Here is a 14,499-nt window from a genome sequence, read left to right as displayed (position 1 = left end):
GTCCGAGCGACGTTCGGCCACTGGGCACTTGGGAGTGCGGTTTCTGAAAGCCCTTCAGAGACCCCGCGCCGACGGCCCACCCGCCTTGCGGCGCCTACGCGTTCAGCCACTCCGGGTCGATGACTCCCTCGGCGACGATCACCGCGGGTCCGGTCATCTCGATCTCGCCGTCGGCCCGTTCGGTGATCACAAGCGTGCCGCCGGGCACGTCGACGGTGTACGTCGCGTCCGCGCCGTCCGCCGCCGGGTCCAGGCCGTCGCGCCGTGCCGCCGCGACCATCACGGCGCACGCTCCCGTACCGCACGAACGGGTCTCGCCGGAACCGCGCTCGTGCACGCGCATCGCGACGTGCCCGGGCCCTCTGTCCACGACGAACTCGACGTTCGTACCGGTCGGGTAGGCCGCCGCCGGTGCCACGTCCGGCGCCTCCAACAGGCTGCCCGCGTCGGCGAGATCGCCGACGAAGGCGACGGCGTGCGGGTTGCCCATGTTCACGTGCAGCGCCGGCCAGTTCTCTTCGCCCACCCGCACGGTCACCGGGCCGTCGGGCAGCGACGCCGGGCCCATGGCGACGGTGATCCCGGAGCCGTCCTCGGCGAGGTGCGTGTGCTTCACGCCGGAGCGGCTCGCGACGGCCACCTCTCCCGGCTTGACCAGACCGGCGCGCTCCAGGTGACGCACGAAGACGCGCACGCCGTTGCCGCACATCTCGGCGACCGAGCCGTCCGCGTTGCGGTAGTCCATGAACCACTCCGCGTCGCCGGCCATCGCCCGCGCCTCCGGGTGCGCGGCGGAGCGTACGACCCGCAGCAGCCCGTCGCCCCCGATCCCGGCGCGACGGTCGCACAGCCGCGCGACCACCGCCGGGGACAGGTCCAGGAGCCCGTCCGGGTCGGGGATGATCACGAAGTCGTTCTCGGTGCCGTGCCCCTTCAGGAACGGCACGGGCTGCGCGCTGCTCATGCTCACGATCGTACGGGAACGGCACGGGCCCGCACGGGGGGCGTCAGGCGATGCGGGCGGACCTCGTGCTCACCGGCACGGGCGCACGGCCCGCCGGATCAACGCAGCCTGGCCACGCGCCAGATCGCCAGCACGACGACGGTGCCGACGACGACCGCGTACAGCGCGACGATCCGCCAGTCCGGCCGCTCGCCCGAGTCCGGCGCGGGCAGCCCCGGCCAGGACAGGCCGACGCGGCGCGTGGCCATCACCGCCCAGCCCGCGGCGCAGCCGCAGATCAGCAGCCCGAGCATCGAGACGACCGCGCCCGTACCGCCGCCGGGTTCGAAGGCGAGCGGAAAGGCGAACATCAGCGAGCCCAGCGCGCTCAGCACCACGATCGGGGCGAGCTGCCACAGCCGGAGCTTGCGCTGGGGCCGCAGTTCCTGCGGCTCCACGTCGGAGCCGTCGGCCTCTGGAGGCGCGTCGGAGCCGTCCCCGTCGTCCTGGTCGCCGTGGATGTCCGGGTCGTCGTCGGTGCCCGGATCGCCGTCGACGCCCAGGCCGTCACCGGTGTCCAGGTCGTCACTCACATCCCGTGGCCCGCGCGGGCGGTCGGCTGCGGCCTCCCCGTTGCCGAGGGGCACCCCTTCGGTGCGGCCGTCGAGATCCCTGAGGTCGTCGATGCGCCCCACGGACCCGGCTCGCTCAACCTCGTCGACGGCGGTCTCCTCATTGTCACGAGGGCCGGCCTCCATCGCCACCCGCCCTCCCAACTCCAGCTACAGGCTCCGAACGATGGTCGATGATGGCACGCCCGTATGGCCCCGGCGGACGCCCAGGACGTCCCGATGCCATCACGTGATCAGGCTGTGACCGCTTCTTCCAGCAAGGCCAGTGCCTTTCCAGTCAGTTCCGGCCAGTCCTCCTCCGCGCCGCTGAGCCAGTGCACACGCGGGTCGCGGCGGAACCACGAATCCTGGCGGCGTGCGAAGCGCTTCGTCGCCCGTACGGTCTCCTCTCGCGCCTCCTGTTCGGTGCACTCGCCGGCGAGCGCCGCGAGCACCTGCTGGTAGCCGAGCGCCCGCGAGGCCGTGCGCCCCGAGCGCAGACCGGCCGCCTCCAGCTCCCGCACCTCCGCCACTAGACCCTCGTCCCACATCCGCCCGACGCGGGCCGCGATCCGCTCGTCCAGCTCGGGGCGGGCCACGTCGACGCCGAGCTGGACCGTCTCGTAGACCGCCTCGTGCCCGGGAAGGTTCGCGGTGAAGGGGCGGCCCGTGATCTCGATGACCTCCAGGGCCCGTACGATGCGGCGGCCGTTGCCCGGCAGGATGGCGCGGGCGGCCTGCGGGTCCGCCGCGGCGAGGCGCTCGTGGAGCGCCCCGGAGCCCTGTGCCGCGAGCTCGTCCTCCAGCCGCGCCCGTACCGCCGGGTCGGTGCCCGGGAAGTCCATGGCGTCGAGGGCTCCCCGTACGTACAGGCCCGAGCCGCCCACGAGGACCGGGACCCGGCCGGCCGCGCGCAGCCGCTCGATCTCGGCGCGCGCGAGCCTCTGGTACTCGGCGACGCTGGCGGTGACCGTCACGTCCCAGATGTCCAGCAGGCGGTGCGGGACGCCCGCGCGCTCGCCCGGTGCGAGCTTCGCCGTGCCGATGTCCATGCCGCGGTAGAGCTGCATCGAGTCCGCGTTGATCACCTCGCCGCCGAGGCGGCGGGCGAGGGCGACCCCCAGGTCGGACTTCCCCGCGGCGGTGGGCCCGACGACGGCGACGACGGGCGGAGGCGAGGCCGGGGCCGGGAACGAGGCCGGAGAGGCGGCCGGGGACGGGGACGGATCTGCGGCATTCACGCGGTCAGTGTCGCAAACCTCCAGCCCCGCTCCGGACCCGAACGAGCGACGTGACGGCGGCCCGGCGTTTTCGTTGCCTGTTGCGAGGGTCCCGCAGCCGATTTCCGGGACGGTTCCGCCGCAGGCGGGGAGAGGCGCTCGTTCCCGATGCGCCGGATCGCAGCCACGTGAGTAAGGTCAGGAGTGTAGATATGGGCGTCTTTGCAAGGCTTCTGCGCCGTTCTTCCGGGTCTCCCCGGAAGCCGGCCGCCGGCGCCGCCCCGGCAGGCGAAGCCGGAGCGGACGGGAAGGCGAAGGAACAGGAGGTCACCGCGGCGACCGGGGCCGGGGACGAGTCCGAGGACGTCGGCATCCCGAAGCAGCAGTCGGCAGACGGAGCAGCCGACAGCGAGGCCGCGGACGACGCCCGCAACTAGAGCTGCCGCTGAGGCACACCGGACGGAGGGAAGGTGGCCGCCATGGGCTTCATGGACAAGGTCAAGGGCATGCTCGGCCAGCACAGCGACAAGGTCTCCAAGGGGATCGACAAGGCCGCGGGGATGGCCGACTCGAAGACCAAGGGCAAGTACAGCGACCAGATCCGGAGCGGCACCCAGAAGGCCAAGCAGCGGGCCGAGAAGTACGGCCGCCAGGAAGGCGGATCGGAAGGCGGCTCGGAGGGCCGAGGCGGCGGGAAGGGCCCCCAGGGAGGGTCCTGACGCGACTCCGCTTCTGAGCCGGCCCGGGCCGGCCGCGGCCCGGGCACAGACGTGGGCGTGCACCCGACCGGAGATCCGGTGGGTGCGCGCCCACATCTGTCACGTCCGCGCGGCTCGCGCCTGCTCGTGGCTCTCGACTCCCGCACAGCCGCGTCGTGTTGCGACCGGTCAGGTCCAGCTGGCCACGGTGTAGCCGACGCCGTAGGGGGCCTCGTCGTACAGCAGCCACCCCCGAAGCTGGGGCCCGCCGCCGGTCCCGGAGCCGGCCGCGGCGCCCGCGAGGACCTGCCAGCACGAGCGGCCCGAGGCGTTCAGCTCGTACGCCAACTCCTCGTCCAGCGCGAGCAGTCCGTCCGCGTCGGCGGCGCCCAGGGCACGGGCCGCCTCCGCGTCGAAGGCCGTGGCGCGCTCGTCGAAGTAGCCGGGGGCCTTGACCGTACGGCAGTTGGTGCCGTCTCCCATCACGAGAAGGGCCACCCGTCCGGCGCTGTCCGCGAGTTGACGCCCGCTCTCCGCGCACCGCTCACGGCTGAGGGGCTCGCCGACCCCGAGGCCCTCGACGGGTGCGGCCGTCCAGTCGTTCCGGGCCAGCAGCCACGCCCCGACCGCCAGGGACGACGGCAGCGGGCGGGCGTCGGGGGGCGGCTCGCCCTTGCCGAGGGAGACCTCCAGGTCCACTCCGTACCCGCGGAACGAACCGCGCGCGCCCTGCGGATGCGTGCCGCGCGCGGCCTGATCCGCGGGTCCGATGACGACGAGTCGGTCGGGGCGTGCGGAGGCGAGGCCGCCCAGCGCCTCGTCGCACGCGGCGCGGGCGGCGTCCATCTCATGGGCCGCGCCTCCGGCGACCTCGGGGACGAGCAGGGGCGGGCAGGGGCACGTGGCGGCGGCGACAAGCATGGCGCGCAGCTTAACTCCGCAAGTCGCTCTGTGTAACCACGCGATACGGGATCCTGCGATCAGCCCGCTGCCCCGGGCCTGGGAGCCGGTGAACCGGCCGGCCGGTTCAGCAGGCGCCGCAGCCGCCTGCCGCGTCGGCGGCCAGCGGTTCGGGGGCGCCGACGCCCGGCAGACCGAGCATCACGCCCTTCTGTGCTGCCTGTCCGGTCCGGCCAGCGGGCTGACGGGGTGCGCTGTTCCGCGCCTCCCACGCGTCGCCCGCCCGCGTACGGCGCACCGCGGTGGGCGGCGCCTCGGCGAGCAGATGGTGCGGGGCCGCGTACGTCACCTCGACGGTGACCATGTCCCCGGGGCGCACCGGCCCTTCGGGGCGTGCGAAGTGCACGAGCCGGTTGTCGGGGGCGCGCCCCGACAGTCGCCTGGTGGCCTCGTCCTTGCGGCCCTCGCCCTCGGCGACGAGGAGTTCCAGGGTGCGGCCGACCTGCTTCCTGTTCTCCTCCCAGGAGATCTCCTCCTGGAGGGCGACGAGGCGCTCGTACCGCTCCTGGACGGTCTTCTTGGGGATCTGGCCGTCCATCTCGGCAGCGGGCGTCCCGGGCCGCTTGCTGTACTGGAATGTGAACGCCTGCGCGAAGCGCGCCTCGCGCACGACGTGCAGCGTCTCCTGGAAGTCCTCCTCGGTCTCGCCGGGGAAGCCGACGATGATGTCCGTCGAGATGGCGGCCTGCGGCATCGCGGCGCGGACCTTCTCGATGATCCCGAGGAAGCGCTCCTGCCGGTAGGAGCGCCGCATCGCCTTCAGCACCCGCGACGAGCCGGACTGAAGGGGCATATGCAGCTGCGGCATCACGTTCGGCGTCTCGGCCATCGCCTCGATCACGTCGTCCGTGAAGTCGCGGGGATGCGGGGAGGTGAAGCGGACCCGCTCCAGGCCCTCGACGCGTCCACAGGCGCGCAGCAGCTTGCCGAACGCCTCGCGGTCGCCGATGTCCGAGCCGTACGCGTTGACGTTCTGGCCGAGCAGCGTGATCTCTGTGACGCCCTCGGCCACCAGCGCCTCGACCTCGGCCAGGATGTCGCCGGGCCGGCGGTCCTTCTCCTTGCCGCGCAGCTGCGGGACGATGCAGAACGTGCAGGTGTTGTTGCACCCCACGGAGACGGACACCCAGGCCGCGTACGCACTCTCGCGCCGCGTCGGCAGCGTAGAGGGGAACGCCTCCAGCGACTCGGCGATCTCGACCTGCGCCTCCTGCTGGACGCGGGCCCGCTCCAGCAGCACCGGCAGCTTGCCGACGTTGTGCGTGCCGAAGACGACATCGACCCACGGGGCCTTCTTCACGATCGTCTCGCGGTCCTTCTGCGCGAGGCAGCCGCCGACCGCGATCTGCATGCCGGGCCGCGCGGCCTTCTTCGGGGCGAGCTGGCCGAGGTTGCCGTAGAGACGGTTGTCGGCGTTCTCCCGCACCGCGCAGGTGTTGAAGACGACGAGATCCGCGGCGGCACCGCCGTCGCCGCCCTCCGCGCCCTCGGGCGCACGCACGTAGCCCGCCTCCTCCAGCAGGCCCGCCATCCGCTCGCTGTCGTGGACGTTCATCTGGCATCCGAACGTCCGCAGCTCATAAGTCTTCGCAGTCATCTCAGTCCGACAGGGTACGCGCTCGGGCACGGCGCACGCCCCTGGCTTCCTGCCGCCCCGGCGGCCGCCCGGGCGGCCGGGCCGTACGGCTCAGGCGCGTCCGGAGGCGGTGGAGGTGAGCGGGAAGGCGACGCCGGTCAGCCGCTCGGAGAGGGTCCACAGCCGCTCGGCGTCACGCACGTTCTGCGCGGCGGCGCTCCGGCCGGCCGGCCCCGGGTGGCCGCGGCCTTCCATGAAGCCGTCGGGACCGGTGTAACTGCCGCTCTGCAACGGCTGGGTGGCGGCGTACAGCGTGGGCAGCGCGCCCATCTCGTCCCGCTGCGCGAACAGCCGGTTGCCGATGCCCATGAAGGCCTTCTCCAGCTTGTTCGGGGTGTGCCCCTGGAGGTTCGTCGCCGCGTAGCCGGGGTGTGCCGCGTGGGCGGTGACGCCGGAGCCCGCGGACTCCAGCCGGCGGGCGAGTTCGGCGGTGAAGAGGAGGTTGGCGAGCTTGGACTGCCCGTACGCGCGCCAACGGCTGTAACCGCTACGGGAGTTGATGTCGTCGAAGGCGATGCGGCCCATGCGGTGCATCCCCGAGGAGACGGTGACGACGCGGCCTGTGATGTGCGGGAGCAGGAGGTTCGTCAGGGCGAAGTGGCCGAGGTGGTTGGTGCCGATCTGCATCTCGAAGCCGTCGGCGGTCCGGCGCTCGGGTATCGCCATCACGCCCGCGTTGTTGATCAGGATGTCGAGCGTGCCCTGCCATTCGCCGGCGAAGGCACGTACGGAGGCGAGGTCGGCGAGGTCGAGCCGCCGCACCTCCGTGCTGCCGTGCACGGTGGACGCGGCGGCTTCACCGCGTGCCGTGTCCCGTACGGCGAAGACGACGTGTGCGCCGGCGCGGGCGGTCTCGCGGGCCGTGACGAGGCCGAGGCCGCTGTTGGCGCCGGTCACGACGACGGTACGGCCGGAGAGGTCGGGGAGTTGCTGTGCTGTCCATGCGGAAGTAGCCATGAGGCGAATGTAGTCAGTGACAACATTCGCGTCAACGTCTTCTCCCCGACGGGCCGTTGCCGGGGCACCTCCAGCCCGCGGGCTCCTGGGAGGCCGGGTTACTCTGCCGCCATGCTCTCCGCCCGGTCCTACCATCACGGCAATCTCCGCGCGGCCCTTCTCGACCGGGCCGAGCAGACGGTCCGCGAGCACGGGGTGGAGGCGCTCTCCCTGCGTCAGCTCGCCCGCGACACCGGGGTCAGCCACGGCGCTCCCCGCCGCCACTTCGGCGACCGGCAGGCCCTGCTCGACGCGCTCGCCGAGGACGGTTTCGTACGCCTCGGCCAGGACCTCGACGGTGCCGTACGCGACGCCGAACCCGACTGCACGGCCCAGCTCCAGGCGCTCGCCGGTGCATACGTCCGCTTCGCCACGCGGCACGCCGCCCTGCTGGAGCTGATGTACGCCGGCAAGCACCGCGAGGGCGCCGAGTCCGTGCACGAGGCCGCGGACCGGGCCTTCGCCGTATCCCTCGGCGTCATCTCCGCGGCGCAGGAGTCGGGCGAACTCGTGCCCGGAGATCCGGAATCCCTGGCTCAGGTCGCGCTCGCGACGCTTCACGGGCTGACCGCCCTGGCCAACAGCGGGATGCTCGACGGCCAGGACCTGGAGAGCGTGGTGCCGGACGCCGTCGAGAAGCTGCTCTCGGGGCTTCGGCGGCGGTGACGGGCCGGCTCCCGGCGCCCCGCCGTGCGGCCGCCTCCTGCCACGGCCTCGCTTCCTGGGGCCGCGGCTGGCACGATCACCGTCCATGACCGGACTACGCCGTATCGCACACCTCACGGGCGGCAGCCTGCGCCCGGGCAGGCGGCACCTGCTGCGCGCCGCGGCGGCCGTGGTCGTCGTGCTCGGGGTGCTGCTGTGGTGGCTGGTGCCATCGGGCAGCTCCACGCCCACGGGCACCGTCTCCTTCGCCACCGGTGTGCCGACGGGCGTGTACGCGCGCTACGGCTCCCTCCTCCAGGACCGGCTCCACCGCGAACTGCCCGACGTCCGGCTGCGGTTGCTCGCGAGCCAGGGCTCGGTGCAGAACCTCGACATGGTCACGTCCGGCAAGGCCTCGTTCACCATCGCCGCCTCGGACGCGGTGGCCACGTACCGCGACAGGCACGAGCCCGGCGCCGGACGGCTGCGCGCCTGCGCGCGGCTGTACGACGACTACATACAGCTCGTCGTCCCGGCGGGCTCGGGGGTGCGCAGCGCGAAGGACCTCAAGGGGATGCGGGTCGGCGTCGGTCAGGAACGCTCCGGCGTGAATCTCATCGCGGGACGGCTGCTGCGGGCCGCCGGTCTCGACGTCCACAAGGACGTGCGCGCCGTGCGGCAGGGCATAGACCGCATGCCCGACCTGCTGGCGAGGGGAAAGATCGACGCGTTCTTCTGGTCCGGCGGCCTGCCGACCACCGCCATCGAGAACCTCTCCGCGAGGACCAACATCCAGCTCGTCCAGCTCGGCGACCTGGTGGAGAAGCTCCACGCCCTCGAACCCGAGACGCGCCACTACCGCGCCGCGGTCATGCCCGCCGACGCCTACCCGGCGGTGCAGCAGGGCGAGCCGGTCAACACCGTCGCCGTCGCGAATCTGCTGGTGACGACCGACCGTACGGACACGGCGCTCACCGAGGGCATGACGCGCGCGGTGCTCAACTCCCGCGACCAGATCGGGGAGAAGGTCCACGCGGCGCAGAAGGTCGACCGCCGTACGGCGATCTACACGGCCCCGCTGCCGCTGCACAGGGGCGCACGGCACTACTACCGCTCGGTCAAGCCGTAGGCGGCGGCGGTCCCGCCGACCCGACGCGACCGACCCGCGTGCTACTCCCCCGCACCGCTCCCTTCGCCCGCCGCGACCGTCTCCCCGCCCCGCCGCGCGAGGCGGGACCCGGCGACGGCCAGCGCGGCGACGAGCACCGTGAGCACGGCGGTCTGCGCGCCCGCGGCGTACATGAGCGACGCGGGAAGACGGCTGTCCAGCAGCACGACGAGCAGACCCGTGCGCTCGGCCAGCACGGCGCAGCTCAGCAGCGCCAGGGCGAGCGGCACGGCGGGGTCGGCGGCGCCCGCGGCTCCCCGCGCGCGGGTGACGCACCAGGCGATGCCCCCCGCCACGCAGACCGTCCCGCTCGACCAGACGGCGTCGGCGCCGTCGGTCCACACCACGACCGAGCCGCCCATCAGAACGCAGACCGCCATCAGCGCCAGGCCCGGAGGCACGAACGGCAGGCGTGCGGGCGGGGCGCCGCCGTGGAAGGCGCACCCCACGGCGAGAACCGTGAGCCAGCCGGACGCCGCGAAGGCGACGTCGAATCCGTCGATCAGCTCCGGGCCGCCCGACGCCCACTCCACGGCGAACATCAGCCCGGGCAGGGCCGCGAGGGCGGTGAGCACGAGCGCGGTGCGCCGCCGGTCGCGCAGCAGAGCCGCGTACGCCGCCACCCAGCACAGCGGCAGCAGCCACAGCAGCGCCTCGCGCACCCCCGGCAGTACGCCGTGGCCGCTGAAGACGCCGAGGAAGAGTTCGCGGTCGTGCGCGGGCGCGCCGCTGTACCAGGCCAACGACAGTGCGCGGTCGGTGAGTTCGCGCGCTCCGTGCAGCAGGATGCTCAGCAGGGCGAAGAGCCGCACCGTGGCACCGGCCACGGCATAGCGGGGCGCTGCGCGGGGGCCGCCCATCCGCGTACGGACGGCGAGCGCGGCGATGCTGGCCACCTCCCGCCAGGAGGGCCGCAGTTCGTCCTGGTCGTGCTCGTCGAAGTCCTGGAGGTAGGTGTCGACGATCTCCTCCTCCCGCTGGGCGCGGTAGGAGGCGGGCAGCATGCGCAGGACCCTGCGGTAGCGCTGTTCGAGCAGTGACGTCATGCGCCACCTCCGGCGAGGCCGGGGCGTGCCGCCCCGTGCGCGGGCGACTGCCCGGGGGCCTGCTTGCCGGGAGCGCCCCGGCGCCGGCCCGCCACGCGGTCGGCCGCGGTCCGCGCACCGTGGGCCATGCGCTCCGCCTCCTCCGAGAGCGCGTCCTCGCCCGCGTCGGTCAGCCGGTAGTAGCGCCGCAGGCGTCCCTGGTGCGCCTCCTCGCGGTCCAGCTCGATCAACTCGTCCTCCGCGAGCCGGTCCAGGACTCCGTAGAGAGTGCCGATCCGGAGCTGTACGCGACCGCCGGACAGCGCCTCGACCTCCTGCACGATGCCGTAGCCGTGGCGCGGCTCGTCGGTCAGCGCGACGAGGACGAAGAACGCCGTCTGCGTGATGCCTCTCGATGCCATGGAGCCACCATATCGTGGAAGACAAGATATGAGCCCTGAAGGGGCGATCCGATAAGGGGACTTGCAGACGTGGCGAGGCAGCCGGCACCGCGGGCGGGCCGCGTCAGCCTTCGCCGGTCGGTGTTCGGCGCGTCAGCGTTCGGCGCCGAACTCCCTCACCGCGCACGTCACTTGGCCTGCGCCGTCTTCCAGAGCCGGACCTTGCCGTCGTCGGCCGCGGTGGCGACGAGTCCGCCGCCCGGGCTGAAGGCCACGTTCTGCACGCCCTCCTTGTGCCCCGTCAGGACGGCGCGCAGCGTGCCGTCCTCCGGGTCCCACAGCCGCACGTCCTGCCAGTGAACGCTGGCGAGCGTCTTGCCGTCCGGACTGGACTCCAAGCCGTCGGACGAGCTGACCGCCGGAACGGTGAGGGGATCCCCCTCGCCGCCGCCTCCCGCGTCCCAGCGTCTGATCTTGTCGTCCGCGCTGGAAGTGAAGAGGGTCTTGCCGTCCTTGCTGAACGCCACACCTGTGACGCTCTTGGGGTGCTGGAAGGTGCCGCGCAGTTCGCGGTCGGCCACGTCCCACAGCTTCGCCGTGTGCTGCGGACTGCCGCCGGGCTCGTAGGCCGCGGAGGCGACCGTCCGGCCGTCCGGGCTGAAGACGACGTCGAATACCGGCAGACCGTGGTCGAGGGTGGCGACGGCGCGGCCCTTGCGGCTGCGGGCGTCCCACAACCGCACCTTGCCGTCCTCGCTGCCGGTGGCGATCAGCTTGCCGTTCGGGCTGAACGTGACGTCTCTGACCTGTTCCGTGCTCACGAGGAAGGTGGCGATCTGCCGGCGCTCGGTCACGTCCCACAGTGCCATCGTGCGGTCTGCGGAGACGGCCGCGAGCAGCTTGCCGTCGGGGCTGAACGCGATTTCCGAGATCCCCAGCGTCTGCTCCTCGCCGCGATCGTTGCGCTGGTGGAGCGTGGCCCGCTGTTCGCGCCCCGCCACGTCCCACAGCCGCACCTTGCCCTGCTGGACACCGGCGGCGAGCGTCTTCCCGTCCGGACTGAAGGCCACGTCGCTGACCGCGTCCTGGTCACTGGTGAGCGTCATCGTGGGTTTGAGCCAGGACACCGGGCCCCCGCCACCGTCGTTCCAGGGAACGAGGAAGGCGATCAGGGCGGCCACGGCGAGGAAGCAGCCGAGCGCGATCACGCCCGCCCGGCCGCTCGGCCAGCCCAGCGCGGGGACGGCATAGGGGTTCGGGGAGTCCGGATCCGGCGGGCCGGGGCTCGGCGGCGCGGGCGTTCCGGCGACGTCGGGCGGGCCTGACGGTACGGGGGCGACGGGCTTGGCCGCGGGCTGAGTCGGAGCCGAGTGGACGTCCACGACGGTGCCTTCCGGCGCGGTTGTCCGGCGGCAGAGTTGGATGACCTCGGAGGGGGTGGGCCGCCGCTGCGGGTCCTTCTCCAGACAGCGGGCGGCTACCGTACGGACCGCCTCGGGGCAGCCGTCGAGGTCGGGATCCTGTTCCAGGATGCGGTAGGTGACGCTGTGCGCGCTGCCCCCGCCGAAGGCCAGCCGCCCGGAGGCGGCGAAGTGCGCCACGAGCCCCAGGGCGAACACGTCGACGGCCTCGGTCAGTTCCTGCCCCCTGATGTACTCCGGCGCCATGTACGCCGGAGTTCCCGCACGCATCCCCGTGCCGGTCACCGACGTGACGTCCGCGGCACGGGCGATGCCGAAGTCGATGACCTTGGGACCCTCGGCCGTGAGGATGATGTTGGACGGCTTCAGATCGCGGTGGATCACCCCGGCCGCATGGATGGACTGCAACGCCTCGGCCACCCTGGCCACCAGCCCCAGCGCCGCCTCCACCGGCAGCGGACCGTCCTCGTCCACCGCATGCTGAAGCGACGGCCCGGGCACGTACGCCGTGGCCAGCCACGGCTCCTCCGCCCCCAGGTCGGCATCGACCACCGGCACCGTGTACAGCCCCTGAACCCGCCGGGCCGCGGCCACTTCCTGCTCGAAGCGCTTGCGGAACGACCTGTCCCCCGCGTACTCGCGGTGCACCAGCTTGACCGCGACCTCGCTCCCCGCGGGTGTACGCCCCAGATACACGCGGCCCATCCCGCCCGCGCCCAGAACCGCCTCCAACCGGTACGGACCCACCTCGGCAGGATCACCGGACCCAAGTGCGCCATGCGGCGGAGGAGTTGACGGCCAAGCCGGTCGCGGTCTCCCGCCCGGCTCCCCGCTCTCGCCGGCGGGCGGCCCCGCCGGGCGGCCCTGGCCCACTTGTGACATGCCGACTGTCCCCCCGCCGTTCCTCCGCGCCCCACGGCGCCGTCCGCCGCCCGATGCGGCACGGACCGCCGCGCGATCCCGGCCACGGCCCGCCCCGGCTACCAGGTCCAGGCCGTGCACGGCTCCGGGCGAGCCACAGAGTAGACGACCCCCTCACCGCTGAACAGATCTGCCTGGACGGCGGAGGACGGGCCGTCGTCTGCGGTCGCAGGCGGCCGACTGCCGGACGACGGGGGTCGGCGAGGAGAACCCGGCGATCAGAACGGGCGGCGGCTCGCCGCTCGCGGCGGCTATACGGGCCGCCACTCCCCCGTGTGAGGGTCCCAGTCATGTTCCGTGGCCGTGCCCGAGAGGACGGGGTCGGCGAAGCGCGCGACGTCCGAGAGCGTCTGCCCGAAGGATTCCGGCAGCCGGTCCGCCAGACGTTGTCTGCGCACCCAAGCGCCCCACCTGCGTTGTGCGCGCTCCGCGAAGCCCTCCAAGCCGGGCAGCAGCGTCCGCAGAGCGGCGTTCCGGTGGCGGGCCACTGCCTCCAGCGAGGCTGACAGCTCTCCGGCTCCGATGCCGTGCCGCGACGCGAGGAGATACACGTCGGCGAAGTCACGCCATCGGGTGTTGACTTCGCCCCGCTCCAGCATCGTGACGATCTTCTCCGCGTGCACCATCGCGAGGGGGTATCCGGAGAGCCGCACAACACCCCCTCGCAACCTGGGCAGTTCGACATTCCTGGGCCGCGGTACGACCGGGTCGCCGACGTTGACGTCCACATGGAACGCCATGCGGGCGGAGGCCAACCGGACCGGCATCACGACGCGGACGCCGTTGTACTCGTCCTCCTCCCTGATCGCCTCGGCCCGTGCCCCGTCCGATTCGAAGACGACCCCGTCGTCGAGAGGGTGCTCCGCGACGCCACGGACGGCTTCGAGCACGGCTTCCGGGGTGGCCGCGAGACGGTCGGCCCGCAGATCCACATCCCGGGTGGGCCGGCGCAGCTCGTAGGCGGCGAGAAGGACTCCGCCCTTCAGGACGAACCTGTCGGCGTACGGCGACCGCACGAGGCGGTCGAGGAAGCACTCGAGGACGTACAACTGCTGCAATTCGTCGGTGGGCCGGCCAGTCCGCCGCGCCAGATTCTGAAGGTCCAGGTACGAGCGTCCGGCCTCGGTTTCGCGGGTGGGACGGGGGGTCACAGAAGGATCTCCAGTGCGCTGCGGAGCGGAGCCGCCGCCTGCGGAAAACGTCCGGCCATGGACATGAGCGCGGACGGGCTGCTCCCCCTGCGCCGCAGCCACGCCCGCAAGGCCTCCACGCCGAGTTCGCTCCCCTCCTGGTGGCGGAGGCGGAAGGCGTCGACGATGCACCGCTCGGCGTTGTAGATGCCGATCTCCTCCTCGGGTCCCACGCGCAGGGCTTCACGTCCGATGTGGAAGGTTTCCGCGGCGAAGTGGTGCCAGGCGACCGGCGATGCTACGCACGGAGGCCGTCGGCCGCGCGGGATCGCGAGGTCGACGGCGGAGGGGATCTCGTCCGTCAGTCCGTGCCGTGACAGCGCCGACGCGAGGCACATCGTCGCCACGGGGCTGCGGTGGGCGACCTCGACGAGACCGAGGTCCACCATCGGGTCGGCGTCGGTGCGCCGGTAGAGGCCGCGGCTCACGCGCTCGACGCGCCCCTCGCGCTGAAGCCGCCGCAGGGCGCGGTCGGAGACGTGGAGGCGGCGGGCCTCGGAGTACCGGAACGTGGCGGGCAGGTCCCCGCCGTCTCCCGGGCCGTCGATCACGCACCTCCGAGGTGCGGATGATTGTGCATACACCTACGCTATACCTGTATACGTTTCCCGTCGATCCGGGCGTGACGGCGCACGAAGAGCCGCACGCTCTGATCGACGGCGAG

15 protein-coding genes are annotated in these 14,499 nt (G+C 72.7%); 4 read left to right on the top strand and 11 right to left on the bottom strand.

Going from position 1 to position 14,499, the window contains the following annotated elements; translation table 11 throughout:
• Positions 1–94: 94 nt before the first annotated feature.
• The 3 genes from dapF to miaA form a co-directional block, all read right to left on the bottom strand.
• Positions 95–964, bottom strand: a complete 870-nt coding sequence (dapF, locus tag QQM67_RS23860) for a diaminopimelate epimerase (RefSeq protein ID WP_314176291.1) — start codon at positions 962–964, stop codon at positions 95–97.
• A gap of 98 nt (positions 965–1,062) precedes the next feature.
• Positions 1,063–1,701 (bottom strand): hypothetical protein, encoded by a 639-nt coding sequence (locus QQM67_RS23855; protein WP_399067575.1) that lies wholly within the window; start codon positions 1,699–1,701, stop codon positions 1,063–1,065.
• A gap of 107 nt (positions 1,702–1,808) precedes the next feature.
• The gene (miaA, locus tag QQM67_RS23850) at positions 1,809–2,795 is read right to left on the bottom strand and encodes a tRNA (adenosine(37)-N6)-dimethylallyltransferase MiaA (protein ID WP_314176288.1); all 987 of its coding nucleotides are present in this window, start codon (positions 2,793–2,795) and stop codon (positions 1,809–1,811) included.
• 191 nt (positions 2,796–2,986) lie between these two features.
• On the opposite strand from miaA, the gene QQM67_RS23845 reads away from it, so the two are divergent.
• Entirely contained in the window at positions 2,987–3,211 is a 225-nt protein-coding gene (locus QQM67_RS23845) for a hypothetical protein (RefSeq protein ID WP_314176286.1), read from the top strand.
• A gap of 42 nt (positions 3,212–3,253) precedes the next feature.
• The gene (locus QQM67_RS23840) at positions 3,254–3,493 is read left to right on the top strand and encodes an antitoxin (RefSeq protein ID WP_314176284.1); all 240 of its coding nucleotides are present in this window, start codon (positions 3,254–3,256) and stop codon (positions 3,491–3,493) included.
• 168 nt (positions 3,494–3,661) lie between these two features.
• Here the strand turns inward: QQM67_RS23840 and QQM67_RS23835 are convergent, their stop codons facing one another.
• The 3 genes from QQM67_RS23835 to QQM67_RS23825 form a co-directional block, all read right to left on the bottom strand.
• Positions 3,662–4,393, bottom strand: coding sequence for a class III extradiol dioxygenase subunit B-like domain-containing protein (locus tag QQM67_RS23835; RefSeq protein ID WP_314176283.1), 732 nt, complete (start codon positions 4,391–4,393; stop codon positions 3,662–3,664).
• Between the two features lie 106 nt (positions 4,394–4,499).
• Positions 4,500–6,029, bottom strand: coding sequence for a tRNA (N6-isopentenyl adenosine(37)-C2)-methylthiotransferase MiaB (miaB, locus tag QQM67_RS23830; protein ID WP_314176281.1), 1,530 nt, complete (start codon positions 6,027–6,029; stop codon positions 4,500–4,502).
• A 90-nt stretch (positions 6,030–6,119) separates the two neighbouring features.
• Complete coding sequence (locus tag QQM67_RS23825; RefSeq protein WP_314176280.1) at positions 6,120–7,025, bottom strand: oxidoreductase; 906 nt, start codon at positions 7,023–7,025, stop codon at positions 6,120–6,122.
• A gap of 111 nt (positions 7,026–7,136) precedes the next feature.
• On the opposite strand from QQM67_RS23825, the gene QQM67_RS23820 reads away from it, so the two are divergent.
• Positions 7,137–7,730, top strand: coding sequence for a TetR/AcrR family transcriptional regulator (locus tag QQM67_RS23820; RefSeq protein WP_314176278.1), 594 nt, complete (start codon positions 7,137–7,139; stop codon positions 7,728–7,730).
• An 85-nt stretch (positions 7,731–7,815) separates the two neighbouring features.
• A complete protein-coding gene (locus tag QQM67_RS23815; RefSeq protein WP_314176276.1) occupies positions 7,816–8,838 on the top strand; it encodes a TAXI family TRAP transporter solute-binding subunit in 1,023 nt (340 codons plus the stop codon).
• 41 nt (positions 8,839–8,879) lie between these two features.
• On the opposite strand, the gene QQM67_RS23810 is transcribed toward QQM67_RS23815, so the two are convergent.
• From QQM67_RS23810 to QQM67_RS23790, 5 genes are all read right to left on the bottom strand, one after another.
• Entirely contained in the window at positions 8,880–9,923 is a 1,044-nt protein-coding gene (locus QQM67_RS23810; protein ID WP_314176274.1) for a hypothetical protein, read from the bottom strand.
• Positions 9,920–10,324: a PadR family transcriptional regulator gene (locus QQM67_RS23805; protein ID WP_314176273.1), complete on the bottom strand. Its 405-nt coding sequence runs from the start codon at positions 10,322–10,324 to the stop codon at positions 9,920–9,922. Before QQM67_RS23805 ends, QQM67_RS23810 begins: the two co-directional genes overlap by 4 nt.
• 167 nt (positions 10,325–10,491) lie before the next feature.
• Positions 10,492–12,606 carry a WD40 repeat domain-containing serine/threonine protein kinase gene (locus QQM67_RS23800; protein ID WP_399067469.1) on the bottom strand — a complete coding sequence of 705 codons (2,115 nt, stop codon included), beginning with the start codon at positions 12,604–12,606 and terminating at the stop codon, positions 10,492–10,494.
• 290 nt (positions 12,607–12,896) lie between these two features.
• Positions 12,897–13,796, bottom strand: a complete 900-nt coding sequence (locus QQM67_RS23795; RefSeq protein ID WP_314176269.1) for a nucleotidyl transferase AbiEii/AbiGii toxin family protein — start codon at positions 13,794–13,796, stop codon at positions 12,897–12,899.
• On the bottom strand, positions 13,793–14,386 hold the full coding sequence (locus tag QQM67_RS23790; protein WP_314176267.1) for a type IV toxin-antitoxin system AbiEi family antitoxin domain-containing protein: 594 nt from the start codon (positions 14,384–14,386) through the stop codon (positions 13,793–13,795). Before QQM67_RS23790 ends, QQM67_RS23795 begins: the two co-directional genes overlap by 4 nt.
• Positions 14,387–14,499 lie beyond the last annotated feature (113 nt).

The sequence above is a fragment of the Streptomyces winkii genome (genome assembly GCF_032248595.1).
Taxonomy (GTDB): domain Bacteria; phylum Actinomycetota; class Actinomycetes; order Streptomycetales; family Streptomycetaceae; genus Streptomyces; species Streptomyces winkii.
This window is presented reverse-complemented; position numbering and strand designations above follow the sequence as displayed.

Bases quoted from the DNA above. Each gene is read 5' to 3' on its own strand.
- dapF (WP_314176291.1), bottom strand. From the start codon at position 964: ATGAGCAGCGCGCAGCCCGTGCCGTTCCTGAAGGGGCACGGCACCGAG.
- QQM67_RS23855 (WP_399067575.1), bottom strand. From the start codon at position 1,701: ATGGAGGCCGGCCCTCGTGACAATGAGGAGACCGCCGTCGACGAGGTT.
- QQM67_RS23845 (WP_314176286.1), top strand. From the start codon at position 2,987: ATGGGCGTCTTTGCAAGGCTTCTGCGCCGTTCTTCCGGGTCTCCCCGG.
- QQM67_RS23840 (WP_314176284.1), top strand. From the start codon at position 3,254: ATGGGCTTCATGGACAAGGTCAAGGGCATGCTCGGCCAGCACAGCGAC.
- QQM67_RS23835 (WP_314176283.1), bottom strand. From the start codon at position 4,393: ATGCTTGTCGCCGCCGCCACGTGCCCCTGCCCGCCCCTGCTCGTCCCC.
- miaB (WP_314176281.1), bottom strand. From the start codon at position 6,029: ATGACTGCGAAGACTTATGAGCTGCGGACGTTCGGATGCCAGATGAAC.
- QQM67_RS23825 (WP_314176280.1), bottom strand. From the start codon at position 7,025: ATGGCTACTTCCGCATGGACAGCACAGCAACTCCCCGACCTCTCCGGC.
- QQM67_RS23820 (WP_314176278.1), top strand. From the start codon at position 7,137: ATGCTCTCCGCCCGGTCCTACCATCACGGCAATCTCCGCGCGGCCCTT.
- QQM67_RS23815 (WP_314176276.1), top strand. From the start codon at position 7,816: ATGACCGGACTACGCCGTATCGCACACCTCACGGGCGGCAGCCTGCGC.
- QQM67_RS23810 (WP_314176274.1), bottom strand. From the start codon at position 9,923: ATGACGTCACTGCTCGAACAGCGCTACCGCAGGGTCCTGCGCATGCTG.
- QQM67_RS23805 (WP_314176273.1), bottom strand. From the start codon at position 10,324: ATGGCATCGAGAGGCATCACGCAGACGGCGTTCTTCGTCCTCGTCGCG.
- QQM67_RS23800 (WP_399067469.1), bottom strand. From the start codon at position 12,606: ATGTCACAAGTGGGCCAGGGCCGCCCGGCGGGGCCGCCCGCCGGCGAG.